The sequence below is a fragment of the Microbacterium sp. genome (assembly GCF_047972865.1).
In the GTDB taxonomy this organism is placed as follows: Bacteria; Actinomycetota; Actinomycetes; order Actinomycetales; family Microbacteriaceae; genus Microbacterium.
Genome location: NZ_JBKEAY010000058.1, coordinates 17,269 through 32,281, shown reverse-complemented (window position 1 = coordinate 32,281; position 15,013 = coordinate 17,269). Strand labels below are relative to the sequence as shown.

Annotated in this window: 9 protein-coding genes, 2 tRNA genes and 1 pseudogene; 3 read left to right on the top strand and 9 right to left on the bottom strand. The window is 70.2% G+C overall.

The window, feature by feature from the left end; all coding sequences use genetic code 11:
* Positions 1–45 precede the first annotated feature (45 nt).
* Both tig and ACK5KK_RS03485 read right to left on the bottom strand, forming a co-directional pair.
* Positions 46–1,428, bottom strand: a complete 1,383-nt coding sequence (gene tig / locus ACK5KK_RS03490) for a trigger factor (protein ID WP_416888697.1) — start codon at positions 1,426–1,428, stop codon at positions 46–48.
* A 251-nt stretch (positions 1,429–1,679) separates the two neighbouring features.
* Positions 1,680–1,753: transfer RNA gene (locus tag ACK5KK_RS03485), tRNA-Pro, on the bottom strand.
* A gap of 97 nt (positions 1,754–1,850) precedes the next feature.
* Between ACK5KK_RS03485 and ACK5KK_RS03480 the strand changes: the two genes are divergently transcribed.
* A tRNA-Gly gene (locus tag ACK5KK_RS03480) sits at positions 1,851–1,924 on the top strand.
* A 45-nt stretch (positions 1,925–1,969) separates the two neighbouring features.
* Here ACK5KK_RS03480 and ACK5KK_RS03475 read toward each other — a convergent pair.
* Together ACK5KK_RS03475 and ACK5KK_RS03470 are read right to left on the bottom strand one after the other, a co-directional pair.
* Positions 1,970–2,626 (bottom strand): hypothetical protein, encoded by a 657-nt coding sequence (locus tag ACK5KK_RS03475; RefSeq protein WP_416888696.1) that lies wholly within the window; start codon positions 2,624–2,626, stop codon positions 1,970–1,972.
* Positions 2,627–2,749: 123 nt separating this feature from the next.
* Entirely contained in the window at positions 2,750–3,292 is a 543-nt protein-coding gene (locus tag ACK5KK_RS03470; protein WP_416888695.1) for a gamma carbonic anhydrase family protein, read from the bottom strand.
* A gap of 133 nt (positions 3,293–3,425) precedes the next feature.
* Between ACK5KK_RS03470 and ACK5KK_RS03465 the strand changes: the two genes are divergently transcribed.
* Complete coding sequence (locus ACK5KK_RS03465) at positions 3,426–3,911, top strand: Dps family protein (protein ID WP_416888694.1); 486 nt, start codon at positions 3,426–3,428, stop codon at positions 3,909–3,911.
* Between the two features lie 42 nt (positions 3,912–3,953).
* Here ACK5KK_RS03465 and ACK5KK_RS03460 read toward each other — a convergent pair whose 3' ends face one another.
* The 5 genes from ACK5KK_RS03460 to ACK5KK_RS03440 form a co-directional block, all read right to left on the bottom strand.
* Entirely contained in the window at positions 3,954–5,459 is a 1,506-nt protein-coding gene (locus ACK5KK_RS03460) for an amidohydrolase (RefSeq protein WP_416888693.1), read from the bottom strand.
* 97 nt (positions 5,460–5,556) lie between these two features.
* A complete protein-coding gene (locus ACK5KK_RS03455) occupies positions 5,557–9,258 on the bottom strand; it encodes a hypothetical protein (protein ID WP_416888692.1) in 3,702 nt (1,233 codons plus the stop codon).
* Between the two features lie 269 nt (positions 9,259–9,527).
* Complete coding sequence (locus ACK5KK_RS03450; RefSeq protein WP_416888691.1) at positions 9,528–10,523, bottom strand: Fpg/Nei family DNA glycosylase; 996 nt, start codon at positions 10,521–10,523, stop codon at positions 9,528–9,530.
* Positions 10,523–11,065, bottom strand: coding sequence for a ribose-5-phosphate isomerase (locus tag ACK5KK_RS03445; RefSeq protein ID WP_416888690.1), 543 nt, complete (start codon positions 11,063–11,065; stop codon positions 10,523–10,525). The genes ACK5KK_RS03450 and ACK5KK_RS03445 overlap by 1 nt, the downstream gene beginning before the upstream one ends.
* 41 nt (positions 11,066–11,106) lie before the next feature.
* Positions 11,107–12,318 (bottom strand): ferrochelatase, encoded by a 1,212-nt coding sequence (locus tag ACK5KK_RS03440; protein ID WP_416888689.1) that lies wholly within the window; start codon positions 12,316–12,318, stop codon positions 11,107–11,109.
* 102 nt (positions 12,319–12,420) lie between these two features.
* On the opposite strand from ACK5KK_RS03440, the pseudogene pepN reads away from it, so the two are divergent.
* Positions 12,421–14,964 (top strand): annotated as a pseudogene (gene pepN, locus ACK5KK_RS03435) (aminopeptidase N).
* Positions 14,965–15,013: the final 49 nt, after the last annotated feature.

Below are 15,013 nucleotides of genomic sequence, written 5' to 3'. Positions count from 1 at the left end.
GACGGCGAAGGGGTGGATGCCGCGGCATCCACCCCTTCGCTCGGTTCACTCCGTGTCGGACTTCTCCGGCGTCTCGTCGTCGGCATCCGCCGCGGAATCGGCGAGATCCTGCGCCTCGGCGACAACCTCGTCCTCGGCGACCGCTTCCTCCTCCTCGGCGATGAACCCGGTGAGGTCGACGGGGTTGCCGGCGGTGTCGACGACGGTCACCTTGCCCAGCGCAACGGCGAGAGCCTTGTTGCGCGCCACCTCACCGATCATCATCGGCAGCTGACCGCCTTGCTGCAGCGCCTCGACGAACTCCTGCGGCGCCATGCCGTACTGCTGCGAGGACTGGATGAGGTACTGCGTGAGCTCGTCCTGCGACACCTGCACGTCGTGGGTCTCGGCGATCTTGTCGAGGATCATCTGCGTGCGGAACTGCTTCTGGCTCGCCTCGATGACCTCGGCGCGGTGCTCGTCGTCGTCGAGGCGGTCCTCGCCTTCGAGGTGCTGGTGCACCTCGTCCTCGACGAGCTGCTCCGGGACCAGGATGTCGCTGCGCTCGATGAGCGTCTCGATCAGCTTGTCGCGAGCGGCGCTGCCCTGCGCGAACACGCCCTGCTGGGAGACGCGCTCCACCAGGCTCTCGCGCAGCTCGGCGAGCGTGTCGAACTCGCTGGCCATCTGCGCGAAGTCGTCATCCGCCTCCGGGAGTTCGCGTTCCTTCACCGCCGTGACGGTGACCGAGACCTCGGCCTGCTCCCCGGCGTGGTCACCGCCGATGAGAGTAGAGCGGAAGGTCGTGTCCTCGCCCGCCGTGAGCGAATCGATCGCCTCGTCGATGCCCTCCAGGAGCTCGCCCGAACCGACCTCGTAGGAGACTCCCTCGGCGCGGTCGATCTCAGTGTCGTCGATCGTGGCGACCAGGTCGAGCTCGACGAAGTCGCCGGTGGTCGCGGGCCGATCCACGGTCACGAGCGTGCCGAAGCGCGCCCGCAGCCGATCGAGCTCCTCGTCGACGGCGGCCTCGTCGGTCTCGACCGCGTCCACCGTGAGGGTGATCTCGTCGTACGGGGGGAGGTCGAACTCGGGTCGCACGTCGACCTCGACCTCGACCTTCAGGTCGCCCGAGAAGTCCTTCTCGTTCGGCCACTCGACGACCTCGGCCGACGGCCGGCCGACGATGCGGACCTCGTTGGCCTGCACGGCCTCGCGGTAGAACCCGTCAAGGCCCTCGCTGACGGCGTGTTCGATGACGGCGCCGCGGCCGATGCGCTGATCGATGATCGGCGCGGGGACCTTCCCCTTGCGGAAACCGGGAATCTGTACGTCCTTGGCGATGTGCTCGTACGCGTGCGTGATGCTGGGCTTGAGCTCGTCGGGGGTGACCGAGATGTGCAGCTTCACCCGGGTCGGGCTGAGCGTCTCGACGCTGCTGGTGACCATGTCTGTGTGTTCTCCTCGTGGATACGTCCCGCACTCGCGTGTGGTTTCGGTGGATTGTGAGATCCGTATCGGGCGACAGAAGGCGATCCTGCGGCTGTTCGCGACGAACGCGGATGCCGGGTCTTTCCGATTCGTCGCCGAATCCCCGCGCGCGGGCAGGGCAAGGCCAAACGGTCCGGCGTCGAGTCTATCCGATCATCGCCGATCCCTGCCGTGGCCGTCGTCACGCCCGCGGGCTGTCGGTCGTGCCGTCGGGGCGACAGGATTTGAACCTGCGGCCTCCCGCTCCCAAAGCGGGCGCTCTACCAAGCTGAGCTACGCCCCGGTCGCGCTCGCGGGGCGGGCGCCGCCAAAAACGGCCGAGGTACAGTCTAACGGAGAACGACCTGTAGACTCGTGTGGTTGCCGCGGCCTGCCGCTGCGGGGGCGTAGCTCAATGGTAGAGTCCCAGTCTTCCAAACTGGTTGTGCGGGTTCGATTCCCGTCGCCCCCTCCACCCCTTCCCCACGATGAACGCGCGGCCGGCGCGTGGCGCGCATCGTCAGATCGCGATGCCGCGGCTGATGGCGGTGAGCTTGTGACGGGCCAGGGCCAGGTTGGCCTTCGCCTTGTCCATCACCAGGTACACGAAGATCCCCGACAGGGACTCGTCCTTCAGCACGTTGATGAGGTGGTACTGGCTGTCCAGCGTGATGAGCATGTCGTCGATCTGGCCGGCCAAGCCGATCTCGTTCATCGTCTGCAGTTTGGCGCGCACGACGTTCGAGTTGCCCGCCGCCGCGATGCTGAGGTCGAATCCGGGCTCGCCGCCGGCGGCCAGCGCCATGCCGGAGTTGACATCCACGACAGCCGCGCCCAGGGCGCCGTCGATGGAGAGAAGGTCGTGAATTGCCTGGTCGAGTGAGGACACGTCGGCTCCTGTCTGTCGTGTGAGTGAGGCAGCAAGTGGCGGGGGCACGGTGGGCGCGTCGTCGTCTGCGAAGCGCATCATCGTGTCGTCGGTGCCGGTTGCGAAAGCGACGTGGCCCGCCACGCGCTTGGCCTGCTGGTCGGTGTCGTCTTCGTGCATGATCGGGCCGAACACCTCCCTCAGGCGCGACAGCTCGTCCCCTTCTTCGGCGACGGGTGCGGCGGATCGCTCAGTCGCCGCGCTCGGAGCCGCGTCGGGCTCCTCGCGTCTGCGCCAGAACGCCGCCATACGTCTCCCCAGAACAGGAACGATCTACGTCGTTCCGGATGAGCCCCCCGGCTCCCCGCCCCGATCCTGTCATTATTCCTAGCGTCTTGGCAAACCCGTCCCGCGCGGCCTGGGCCTGGCGCCTCAGCGCTCCACAGGGGTCGCGCCGGCGTGGTTCGCGCAGTGGCCGCGATACACCTGCGCGTTGCGCAGCAGCCCGGCCTTCTCCTCATCGTCGAGCTCACGCCGCACCTTCGCGGGCACGCCGGCCACGAGTGATCCATCCGGTACCACCGTGCCGCCGAGCACGACCGCTCCCCCGGCGATCAGGCATCCGTTGCCGATGCGGGCGCCGGAGAGCACCACCGCTCCCATCCCGACCAGCGTGCCGTCCCCGATCGTGCACCCGTGGACGACGGCGTTGTGGCCGACGGAGACGTCGCGCCCGATGACGACGGGGTGACCCGAATCGACGTGCACCGAGACGTTGTCCTGCAGGTTGCTTCCCGCTCCGAGGGTGACCGGTGCGCTGTCGGCGCGCACGACCGCGTTGTACCAGACGCTCGCCCCTTCGGCGAGGGTAACCTCGCCGACGATGCGGGCACCGGAGGCGACGAACGACGTCGGATGCAGCGACGGCACTTTCGCGTCCAGGGCGAGGATGCGGGCATCGGCGGCGATCGTCATGCCCCGAACCCTATCGCCTGCCCGATGCCCGCCCGAGGTTAGCCGAGCCTTGACTTCCTTGCGGCGCGGCGGAGCGTCGTTATCGTGGATGCCACGCCGGGATGCAGACCCGCACGCCGAGGAGAGGACCCCCATGCCCACGCACAACACGATCGCGATGACCGCCGCCGACCCCGAGGTCGCCGCCGGCACGGCGCAGTTCCTGACCCCCATCGTGCTGGGCCTGCAGGCGCTCGCCGTCAACGGCAAGCAGGCGCACTGGAACGTGCGGGGGGCGAACTTCCTGCCCGTCCACGAGCTGCTCGACACCGTCGTCGCGAACGCGCAGGGCTTCGCGGACGAAGCGGCAGAGCGGATCGTCGCGCTCGGCCTGCCGATCGACGCCCGGCTGAGCACCGTCGCCGGCAAGGCGGCCCCCAGTACCGTCCCCGCCGGTTTCGCCCAGTGGCAGGACGAGATCGCCGCCGTCGTCGGAGACCTCGACGCCGTGCTGCGCCATGTGCAGGCCGCGATCGACGGGCTCGATGAGATCGACCTGACCAGTCAGGACATCGTCATCGGAATCAAGGCGGGGCTGGAGAAGGACCGCTGGTTCCTGTCGGCCCACCTCGCCTCCTGACCGTCCGCCGCCGCCGCTCGGGGCCAGTGCCTCACGAGCGGGTCAGGCGCGGTGCGTGAGGCGTCCGGCGATCATCGTCGCCGTGGCCCGCGCGGCACGCAGGGCCGCCTCGTGCGCGGTGAGCGGATCGCGATCGACCACGACGAGGTCGGCGATCTCCCCCACATCGATCGCCGACCCGGCCGACGATCCTTCAGCCGTGGATGCCGCAAGAGCGGTCGCGGCGTCCACCGCCTGGTCGGCGCGCCAGACGGCACCGTCGTCGCGGCGGCGGAAGACCGCCGAGGCCATCGCCGCCCAGGGGTCGAGTGGCGCCACCGGCGCATCCGACCCGAACAGCACCGTGGCACCGGCATCCACCAGGGCACGCAGCGGGTAGGGCAGGGCCGTCTGGGCGGCCCACAGCGCATCGACCAGCTCCCGGTCGTCGAGCGCGTGCTCCGGCTGGACGCTGGCCCCGACACCGAGTCGGGCGAACCGGGCGATATCGGCATGGGCCACCAATTGCGCGTGCTCGATGGTGCCGCGCGCGCCCGTCACGGTGAACGCGTCCAGCGCGGACGTGTTGGCGAGGTCGCCGATGGCGTGCACCGCGCACTCGAGCCCGGCCGCCGTCGCGCGCGTCAACAGGTCGACGAGTTCCCCGGTCGGAACCGTCAGGACGCCGCGGTCCGCGGGATCGCCGGGATAGGGATGGGAGCACGCGGCGGTGCGCGTGCCGAGCGAGCCATCAGTGATGATCTTCAGCGGCCCGACCCGCACGAGCCCCGCGGGGTCGAGCGCATCGCCGCTGACCAGACCCTCCTGCACCGTGCGATCGAGGAAGGCCGGATAGGTCCCGAAACGCACCCGGGTGAGGTCGAACCCGGCGGACAGGCGACGAGACCAGACCTCGGCGTTCCAGGCCATGTCGAGGTCGACGATGCCGACGATGCCGGCCTCAGCCGCGCGCTGCAACGCCTCGGAGACGAGTCGGTCGGCGGTCGCCGGGGTGATGTCGTTGAGCCGGCGGGAGATCTCGAACGCCGACGCCTCACGCAGGACACCGGAGTCTTCCAGCGGGAACCCTTCCCGCCGCAGCGCCGCCGAGTTGAGCCAGACGCTGTGCACGTCGGCGTTGATCAGGTAGGCGGGGGTGTCGCCGGTGGCGCGATCGAGGAGGTCGCGCGAGGGCTCGTCCGGCCACAGCGCATCACGGAAACCCGTGCCCACTCGCCGGCCGTCCTCCAGCACGGGTGCGTCACGCATCGCACGCGCCGCGTCGGCCGCCGACCGGCACGACCCGAGCGGGTGACGTCGAGCGACGAGCGCCCACTGCGCCGTGTGCACATGATGGTCCCACAGGCCCGGCACGAGCCAGCCGCCGCCCGCGTCGAGCACCGCACCGGTGCGCGGCAGGGCACCGGCCGGAGCGATGTCGGCGATCACCCCGTCACGCAGGTGCACATCGACAGCTCCGTCGCCGAACGGGTCGAGACGGTCTGCTCCGGTGAGCCGCACGTCCGCGATCACGTCGACGCTCGAGCCGCGGTCGAGTGCCGCGCTCATCCGCGGCCCCGCGCCGTCACGACGCCAGCGGCCGTGTGGTCTGTCATCGCCTCACCTCGGATCTCATCCTAGGTTCGGCTCGGCGACGGCGTGTCCGTCAGGACACGCGGCGGCGCCGGCGGTCGAGGGCCATCCCGAGGACACCCGCCAGGATGAGCAGGATGCCCGTGATCGGCACGACCGTGTTCACGATGCCGCCGGTCGGCGGGAGCGGCGCCGCCGCCTCGGGGACGCGCGCCTCGCCCCGAGCGGTGAGCACCAGCCCGCCGCCCTCGCCGGTGACGGTCACCGGCAGCACCGCCCGCCCGGCGGCGACGTCGGCCCGAGTAGCCGTCGTCGAAGCCGTGCAGGTGAACGACTCGCCCGGGGCGAGCGCTGCGACCGGGAGCGACACGGCACACCGGAGGACGGCACCGGCGGGCAGCCCGAGGGCGACGCCGGTGGCCTCGACCTCACCGGAGTTGGTGACCACGATGCGCCAGTTCAGCGGGTCGCCCACCGCGGCGAAGCCCGACGAAAGGGCGAATACCGCCACGGTCAGCGCCGCGGGGCCCGACGGAGTGGACGGAGCGGTGACCGTGGTGGGGTCGTCGGTGGGGTCGTCAGGATCGTTCGGGGTCGTTCCCGGGTTGGCGGTCTCGGTTTGATCGGGCGTGGGGATCACCACGCCGTCGGGCGTCGTACCCGCGTCGGAGACGTCCGTGACCGGTGGGTACGGGTCGCCCGTGACCGGGTCGAGCAACGCGTCACCGTCCGCGGTCGCCGGCTGCCCGGCCCCCGTCGCGGTGTTCTCGATGTATCCCGCCGACACATCCGCAGCCGTCAGCACGTACTGACCGGTAGTCGCGCAGTCCGCGGACGCGCCCACGGCCAGCACCGCCACGCAGGCCGCGTCCACCCAGCCCAGCGCCGGATCGGAGATCACCACATCGACCAACGGGACGGTGCCCGTGTTCGTCACCCGGAACGAATACTCCACCGTGTCACCGGCGCCGATCGCGCCCGACCCGTCCGTGTCCGACGCGGTCGCCGACTTGACCAGATCCAACGACGCAACGCCGAACTCCATCGACACCGTCGCCGGCGCCGAGCGCACTCCCGCCGCGTCCACCGCAACGTAGTCGAACGCGACCGTCGCCGCTGCGTCGGCCGGATCCACCATCAACAACGCCGGATCGAAGTCCGTGATCGGCTCCCCCGCGACGACCGCGACACCGTCGTAGAACAACACGCCCTCCTCGGGTGACGGCAACGTCGTGATCACGATCGTTGACGGCGTCCCGTCCTCCGCGTCCGCGACCACCGGGTCCGGCACCGCCACCTGCGTCGAGCCGCCCGGGTTCATCCGCAGCCCCGCCGTGACATCCGACGCGACCGGCGGCTCCTCGATCCCCAGACCCACCCCCGTGACTTCCCGCGCGGCCACCGTCACCGCCACCGTACCGTCGGCGACACCGTCCGAACCGGAACCGTCACAACAGTCCTCCCCCACGGGCGCCCATCCCCCGGGAACCGACGCCGCGCCGACCGGATCCCCCACCGTGGGCACCGTCGCCGACACCTGCACCGAATAGTCCCCCGGCGCCACATCCGCGAACGAGAATGTCCCGTCCGCGCTCGGCTGCGTCACCGCCGCCACGGTCCCCGCCGCATCCACCAACACCACGAACACCGGGTCTCCGAACACAGAGCCCACCCCCGCGCCGTCGACCGCACCGTCGGCCACACCGTCCCCGTCACGAAACACCGAGCCCGACACGGAGGGCCATTCATCCACGCCGAAGTCGTTGCCGGCGACGCTCGTGTCGCCCACATCGAGAGTGAGGCCCCCGTCGGCGGTGCCGTCGTTGCCGCTCGCCCCGGCGGGGCTCTCGCCGGTCGCGACCCAGCCGGCCGGCGGTGTCGGGTCGACCGCGGTCGCCCCGGGCACCTGAGCGACCGTGTCCATCACGATCCTGACCTGCTGGAACGGCGTGACGTTCGGGAACGTGTAGGTGCCGTCGGCGGCAACCGGCACGGTCTGCAGCACGGTGCCACCGACATCGACCAGCACCGCGAACAGTTGCTCCCCGGCGGGGGCGGAGATCGGCGTTCCGTCCACCTCGGCATCCGCTGTGGTGTCCTGGTACACCGTGCCGGACACACTCACCACCCGAGCGAGCGAGAAGTCGACGTGCGTCAGATCGGTCTGCACGAACGGAACGGCCGCGGCGCTGTCGGCCGTCCCGTCGGTGCCGGTCGCATCGCAGCAGTCATCGCCGACGGAGACCCAGCCAGGAGGCAGCGCCGCCGCCGTCGGTCTCGTGCCGTTGACCAGATGCGACGTCGTGAGGAGGACGGTGTAGTCGGTCGCGGCGTCGACGTCGCCGAAGAGGTAGGTGCCGTCGGCGGCGACCGGGACCGACATCCAGACAGTGCCGTCCGGATGCAGCAGGTTCGCCCACAGGGCGGGTTCGGCGGCCCCGGCGGCGTACGGAGCGCCGTTCACGACGCCGTCGGCGATCGTGGTGTCGTTCTCGATCGTGACCGACCCGCGGATCGTGTACGTGCAGGCGTCGAAGGCGATGAAGGGGTCGTCGAAATTGTACGTCCCGCTCGGCGCGTTGTAGAAGGCGTACCGGAACGTGTAGAGCGTGTCGTGGGCGATCCCGTAGGGGAGGATGCGGGTGTTCAGCCGGCCGGCGGGGTACGGCAGCGCCGGGGTGTTGTTCACGTGCCACGTCGCCAGCTCCGTCCACGAGCCGCCCGCGTTGCTCGACACCTGATACGTGACCCAGGCGTCCAGCGACGGGTTCGCCCCCTGGTTGCGGTTGAGGAGACCGACCCAGTCGATGTGGGCGCGTGCGAAGTCGTTGTCGGTCTGCACGGTGAAGGTCACGTAGTCACCGGCGGCGATCGCCGCGTCGAGCGTCGCTTCATCGATGCCGGCCACATCGAACGACGCCGAGCCGGCGTTCACGGCGATGCTCAGACCGCTGCCGACGCTGAACGGTGACACCGCGTTCGCCCCGGCGATTCGCAGCAACCCGTTGTTGTTGTCGGCCGTCAGCGCCGTCTGACCGGAGTGCATCAGGTTGGTGCGCCGCAACGTCGGGTTGCCCCAGTTGACGCCGTCGGCCGTCCCCGGCGCCGCCGGTTCGTCCGCGGGGCTCGATCCGAGCTGACCGTCCGGGTCGAAGTAGGTGTTGAAGCAGTACTCCTGATCGTCGGGGACGCTGTTGCCGTTCCAGTCGGAGTCGGAGGTGTCGGGAATGCCGTCGCCGTCGGAGTCGACCTCGGTGATGGCGAAGTCCACCCCGTCGATGCCGTCGGCGGCGACGAGTTCGACGGTGACGGTGCCGTCCGCGGTGCCGTCCGGCACCGCGACTCCCTCGGCGACAAATTCCCAGTTCGGCGGAACATTCGCGACGATGCTGGGAAGGTCTCCGATGTTGCCGAGCACTGCCTCGTCCACCGTGCTCACCGCGAGGCGATACGTGCCGTCCGGCACCGCCGTGAACTGGTACGTGCCGTCGACCGCGACGGCGGTGTTCGCCACGACCGACCCGGACGAGTCGATCAGGTTGACGTAGAGCTGCTGCGGGCCGGTCACCCCGATGCCGGTGCCGTCCATGACGCCACCGTTGAGGTCATGAAAGACCGTGCCGTTGATCTCCCCCGCGTTCGCGGCGGCCGCCGGCTGCGCCAGGAACGCCGTGAACATCGCCGCGACCACCAGTGCGGCCGTCAGCGGTGAGCGATGACGGCCGCGGGGACGCGGCGGTGTCGCGAGGAACGGGTGACGAGCAGTACGGTCCATGGGTGTCTCGCTTCCGCGCATGCCGAGCAGAACGCGAGCGGAGAACACGCGTTCTGGGTGAAGCGCCCGTCCGGCCGCGGCTGCGGGGGCGGAGGGTGCGACATAGGCGCTTCCGGTCGTCCAGGGGGGGTCGTACCTTGGCGACGATGATAGCCGCTCGCCGCGCCGGGGAACAGGGGGAAGGTGTCGGGTGATCTTCCGGCCGCAGCGGTGACGCGTTGTCGACCGGCCCGGTCATCGGACCGAGGCGCTGCGCCGTTCCGGCGGCCTCAGCACTGGCAGGCGGGGCACCAGTAGAGCTTGCGCGCCCCCATCTCCTCCAAGACGATCGCCGTGCCGCACACCCGGCACGGCAGTCCAGCCCGGTGATACACCCAGTGCCGGTCGTCTCGGCTCGCCATGGCGCGACGGTAGGCCTCCGGGTCGAGGTCATCCATCGTCATCATCTGCCCGGTCTCGACGCCGACCGCCAGCAGCCCCGTCCAGTCGCGCCAGAGCCCGCGCACGATCTCCTCGGGCACGTCACGCCCCGGCGTGTGCGGGTCGAGCCGCGCGCGGAACAGAATCTCCGCACGGTAGACGTTGCCGATGCCACTGACGACCGCCTGGTCCATCAGGAGCAGCCCGATCGGAGTGGGCTTGCGGCGGACGACCGCCGTGAACCGCTCCTCCCCCGTGGCGGGGTCGTCGACGAGCGGGTCGGGGCCGAGTGCGGCGATCGTGGCGGCGACCTCGTCCGCTGTCCGCAGCTCGCACGCCGTGGGGCCGCGCAGATCGGCGCACGTGACGTCGGTGAGAAGCCGCAACCGCACCTGGCCGACCACCGGCGGGGGCCACTGCTCCCCCTCGTCGGCCAGCCCCGTCGTCTGCTCGCTCATGCGTACGTGCACCCGCGCGCGGCGCGGAGCGCCGATCGAGGTCAGCGAGTTCTCCCCGGCGTCGTCGAAGACGGCGGGCAGGTTCGTGCCGCGCTGGTTGGTCTGCCCCATCCGCCCGTTGGCGGACGCGATCGTCGGATCGACGAGGATCTCCCCGGCGAAGTCCCACGCGCCGTACATGCCCAGGTGCACGCGCAGCCAGAGCTCGGACTCGAACTCGAGGAACATCTGCTTGCCGACCGCGCGCACCGCCACCGCCTCTCGCCCGTCGATGAGCTCCGCGCCCTCCTGGAATCGCCCCTGTGGGCTGCTGGCGGCAACGGATCGTCCGACGATGTTGCGGTCGAACTGCCGAGCGATGCGGTGAACGGAATGACCTTCGGGCATCAGCCCGCTTCCGGGTCGAACGACGACGCCGGGTCGGCCAGCACCGGCGAGCCGGCCCCGTCACGAGAGTCCGGGAGCAGCGACCCGTCGGTCTCGTACGCGGCGAGCTGACCGATCCGGCGCGCGTGCCGCTCGTCGCCCGGGAAGGGGGTCCGCAGGAAGCGGTCGATGAAGGAGACGGCTTCCTCGAACGAGTGCTGCCGCGCACCGATCGCGATGACGTTCGCGTCGTTGTGCTCGCGGGCCAGCTCCGCCGTCGCAAGGCTCCACACCAGCGCCGCGCGGATTCCGCGGACCTTGTTGGCGGCGATCTGCTCACCGTTGCCCGAGCCGCCGAAGACCACACCGAGCGTGTCGATCCCGGCGGACTGGTCGCGCACGACGGCCTGCGCCGCGCGGATGCAGAAGGCCGGGTAGTCGTCGAGGGGGTCGTACGCGACCGGTCCGTGATCGACGACCTCATGCCCGCCGTCGATCAGGTGATGTTGCAGCCGGGTGGAGAACTCGAGACCGGCATGGTCGGTGGCGAGGTGGATGCGCATGCCCTCAATTCTATGGAGCACGGTCGCGCCCGGAGCGACGATCAGGGGGCAAGGCCCGCGGCGGCCGGCCGGAACCCGGCACGCACGTTCTCACAGCATCCGGGACGGCACACGTCGAACCATGGCCCCAGCGGGGTCCGATGGGGGCGGTCTGCGGCGGGCGTGCCCTCGATCCGTTCGACGATCAGATCGACGAGACCGGAGACGTACGCCGGGTCAACACCCGCGGTGGGGGTGCGAACGGCGCGCAGGCCCGCCTCGGCCGCGGCCGCTATGGCCTCGGTGTCGAGGTCCCACATCACTTCCATGTGATCGCTCACGAACCCGACGGGGACGATCACCACCGCCTCGATCCCGGCGTCCGGCAGCCTCTCGATGACGTCGCACACGTCCGGCTCCAGCCAGGGCTGCTCGGCGGGGCCGGATCGCGATTGATAGACGAGGTCCCAGCCCGTCTGGGTCGCGGCCGGGTGCGCGGCGATCAGATCCGACATGATCACCCCGGCGACGGCGCGATGCTGCGCGGCGTAGGCACCGCCCTCCCCCCAGTCCGTGTCGCGGGGACCGGACCGCTGTGCATCCGCCAACGGGATGCTGTGCGTGGAGAACAGGACGCGGATGCGTGCGGCCGGCACCCCGCCGGCGAGCATCGCGCCGACCGCGTCGATCACGCCGGCAGCCAGCGGGGCCACGAACCCGGGGTGGTCGAAGAACGGACGCACCTTGTCGATCGTCACGGCATCGGACAGTCCCGCCGTTTCCACGACGCGCGCGAAATCCTCGCGGTACTGCCGACAGCTCGAGAACGAGCTGTACGCACTGGTCGCGACCGCCAGCAGACGCCTGTTCCCGTCCGCGGCCGCAGCCGTTACGGCCTCCTCCAGATAGGGCGCCCAGTTGCGGTTGCCCCAGTACACCGGCAGATGGATGCCGCGCCGGGCCAGTTCGTCGCCGAGCGCTGCCCGCAGCGCGCGGTTCTGGGCGTTGATGGGGCTCACCCCGCCGAAGTGGCGGTAGTGGTGGGCAACGTCCTCGAGCCGTTCGTCGGGGATGCCGCGGCCGCGTGTCACGTTTCGTAGGAAGGGGATGACATCGTCCTGGCCCTCGGGCCCGCCGAACCCCGCGAGGAGGATGCCGTCATACACCGCCGGCTCCGTCACGTGGGCCGGGCCCGCCGCAGCAGCCGGGGAGGCCAGCGGAACCGGGCGGACAGGGGAGGCGGACGGGGATTCATCGGACCGGAAACTGCTCACCCTTCGATCCTCTCATCGCGACACCGCCTAGGCTGGGCTGCGTGCCCGGCGCCGCCCGCCGGACCCCGGACCGAAACCACCGCAGACTTTGGGAGCGCCGTTGTGCCTGGACAGAACCTGACCCGGATCGAGGCGCAGGAGCGCCGCGCGATCGTCGACACCTCGTCGTACGAGATCGCCCTGGATCTCACGCGCGGGGCAGAGGTGTTCGGGTCCCGCACGGTCGTGCGTTTCACCGCGACACCGGCGGCGTCGACCTTCATCGACCTCATCGCGCGCGAGGTGCACGAGATCACCCTGAACGGCCGCGCCATCGACCCGGCCACCGCCTACGCGGATTCCCGCATCGCGCTGGATGACCTCGCCGCCGAGAACGAACTGGTCGTCGTCGCCGACGGCGAGTACACGAACACCGGCGAGGGACTGCACCGGTTCGTCGACCCGGTCGACGGCGAGGTGTATCTGTACTCGCAGTTCGAAGTACCCGATTCGCGACGGGTGTACGCCGTGTTCGAGCAGCCCGACCTGAAGGCGCGGTTCCAGTTCACGGTCACCGCTCCGGCGACGTGGAAGGTCGTCTCCAACTCCCCCACCCCACAGCCCCGCATCGACGGTGACAGCGCCGTGTGGGTGTTCGTCCCGACGCCGCCGATCTCGTACTACATCACCGCGTTGATCGCCGGCCCGTACTAGGCCACCTTCTCCGAGTTGACGAGTGCCTCGGGGCGCACCGTCCCGCTCGGCGTCTACGCGCGCAAGAGCCTGTGGCAGCACCTCGACGCGGAGTACGTGTTCGAGAAGACCCGCCAGGGCTTCGCCTACTACGAGTCGAAGTTCGCGGTACCCTACCCGTTCGAGAAGTACGACCAGCTGTTCGTTCCCGAGTTCAACGCCGGCGCGATGGAGAACGCGGGGGCGGTCACCTTCACCGAGACCTACGTGTTCCGCAGCAAGGTCACTGACGCGGTCAAGGAACGCCGGGTCGTCACGATCCTGCACGAACTGGCGCACATGTGGTTCGGCGACCTCGTCACGATGAAGTGGTGGAACGGCCTGTGGCTGAACGAGTCGTTCGCCGAGTGGGCCTCGACGATCGCCACCGCGGAGGCGACCGAATGGACCGAGGCGTGGACGACGTTCAACGCCATGGAGAAGACCTGGGCCTACCGGCAGGACCAGCTCCCCTCGACGCATCCCATCGTCGCCGAGATCAACGACCTCGAAGACGTCCAGGTCAACTTCGACGGCATCACCTACGCCAAGGGCGGCTCCGTCCTCAAGCAGCTCGCGGCCTGGGTGGGGATCGACGAGTTCTTCGCTGGTGTCTCCGCGTACTTCCGCACCCACGCGTGGGGCAACACCGAACTATCCGACCTGCTGACCGAGCTCGAGGCCACGAGCGGCCGGGAGCTGGACGAGTGGTCCAAGAAGTGGCTGGAGACCGCCGGGGTGAACACCCTCACGCCCGAGATCGCGACCGGCGACGACGGCACCATCACCCGCTTCGCGATCGTGCAGACCGCCCCGGCGGACTACCCGACCATCCGGCCCCACCGCCTGGGCGTGGGGTTCTACCGGCTCGACCGGGGCCAGTTGGTGCGCATCCACCACGTCGAGATCGACGTGGACGGCGACCTCACCGAGGTTCCGCAGCTCAAGGGCCGGGCGCGCCCGGATCTGGTCCTGCTCAACGATGGTGACCTCGCCTACGCGAAGATCCGCCTCGACGCCCCCTCGTGGAAGACCGCGGTGGCCCATCTGTCCGCTATCGGCGACCCGCTCGCGCGGTCCCTCGTCTGGGGTGCGGCGTGGGACCAGACACGCGACGCGGAGGCCCCCGCGTCCGACTACGTCGACCTGGTGCTGAGCAACATCGGCAGCGAGACGGAGTCGACGACGGTGCGCACGACGCTCGGCCAGTTGCAGCTGGCGTCGGGTTCGTACGTGGCACCGCCGCGGCGTGACCAGGCCCGTGAGAAGGTCGCCCAGGGCCTTTGGCAGCTGGCGCAGGATGCCGAGCCCGGCAGCGACCGGCAGCTTCAGTTCGTGACGGCCTTCGCCTCGGCGTCCGCGACCGCCGCGCAGTGGGAGACGGTGCGCGCGCTCCGCGACGGCGAGCTGACGCTCACCGGTCTGGAGATCGACGCCAACCTGTCGTGGGCGCTGCTGGTCTCGCTCGCGGCCGGTGGCCTGGTCGACGCCGCCGCGATCGAGACCGCGCGCGCCGCCGACAACACGGCCAAGGGGGGCGAGTTCGCCGCTCAGGCGCACGCCGCGCTCCCGACCGCGGAGGCCAAGCGGGCCGCGTGGTCGTCGATGATCGACAACGACGAGTTACCCAACACCGTCGTGCGCGCCGCAGCGCTCGGATTCACCCACCCCGCCGGACGCGATCTGCTCGCCGGGTTCGTCGATGACTACTTCGCCATGCTGCTGCCGATCTGGTCGAATCGCACGTACCAGATCGCGAACTACCTGATCACGGGCCTGTACCCGGCACCGCTGGCCAACACTGCGCTGCGCGACGCCACCCGCGGCTGGCTCGCGGCCAACCGCGAGGCCCCGGCGGCGCTGCGACGCCTCGTGGCAGAGAACCTGGCCGGGGTCGAGCGCGCCCTCGCCGCCCAGGCCGCCGACGCGGACTGATCCCACCGTACGACGCCTTCCCCCGCGCGGATCATCCCGTGGGAGGAGG

Bases quoted from the DNA above. Each gene is read 5' to 3' on its own strand.
- ACK5KK_RS03470 (WP_416888695.1), bottom strand. From the start codon at position 3,292: ATGACGATCGCCGCCGATGCCCGCATCCTCGCCCTGGACGCGAAAGTG.
- ACK5KK_RS03465 (WP_416888694.1), top strand. From the start codon at position 3,426: ATGCCCACGCACAACACGATCGCGATGACCGCCGCCGACCCCGAGGTC.
- ACK5KK_RS03460 (WP_416888693.1), bottom strand. From the start codon at position 5,459: ATGAGCGCGGCACTCGACCGCGGCTCGAGCGTCGACGTGATCGCGGAC.
- ACK5KK_RS03455 (WP_416888692.1), bottom strand. From the start codon at position 9,258: ATGGACCGTACTGCTCGTCACCCGTTCCTCGCGACACCGCCGCGTCCC.
- ACK5KK_RS03475 (WP_416888696.1), bottom strand. From the start codon at position 2,626: ATGGCGGCGTTCTGGCGCAGACGCGAGGAGCCCGACGCGGCTCCGAGC.
- ACK5KK_RS03450 (WP_416888691.1), bottom strand. From the start codon at position 10,523: ATGCCCGAAGGTCATTCCGTTCACCGCATCGCTCGGCAGTTCGACCGC.
- tig (WP_416888697.1), bottom strand. From the start codon at position 1,428: ATGGTCACCAGCAGCGTCGAGACGCTCAGCCCGACCCGGGTGAAGCTG.
- ACK5KK_RS03445 (WP_416888690.1), bottom strand. From the start codon at position 11,065: ATGCGCATCCACCTCGCCACCGACCATGCCGGTCTCGAGTTCTCCACC.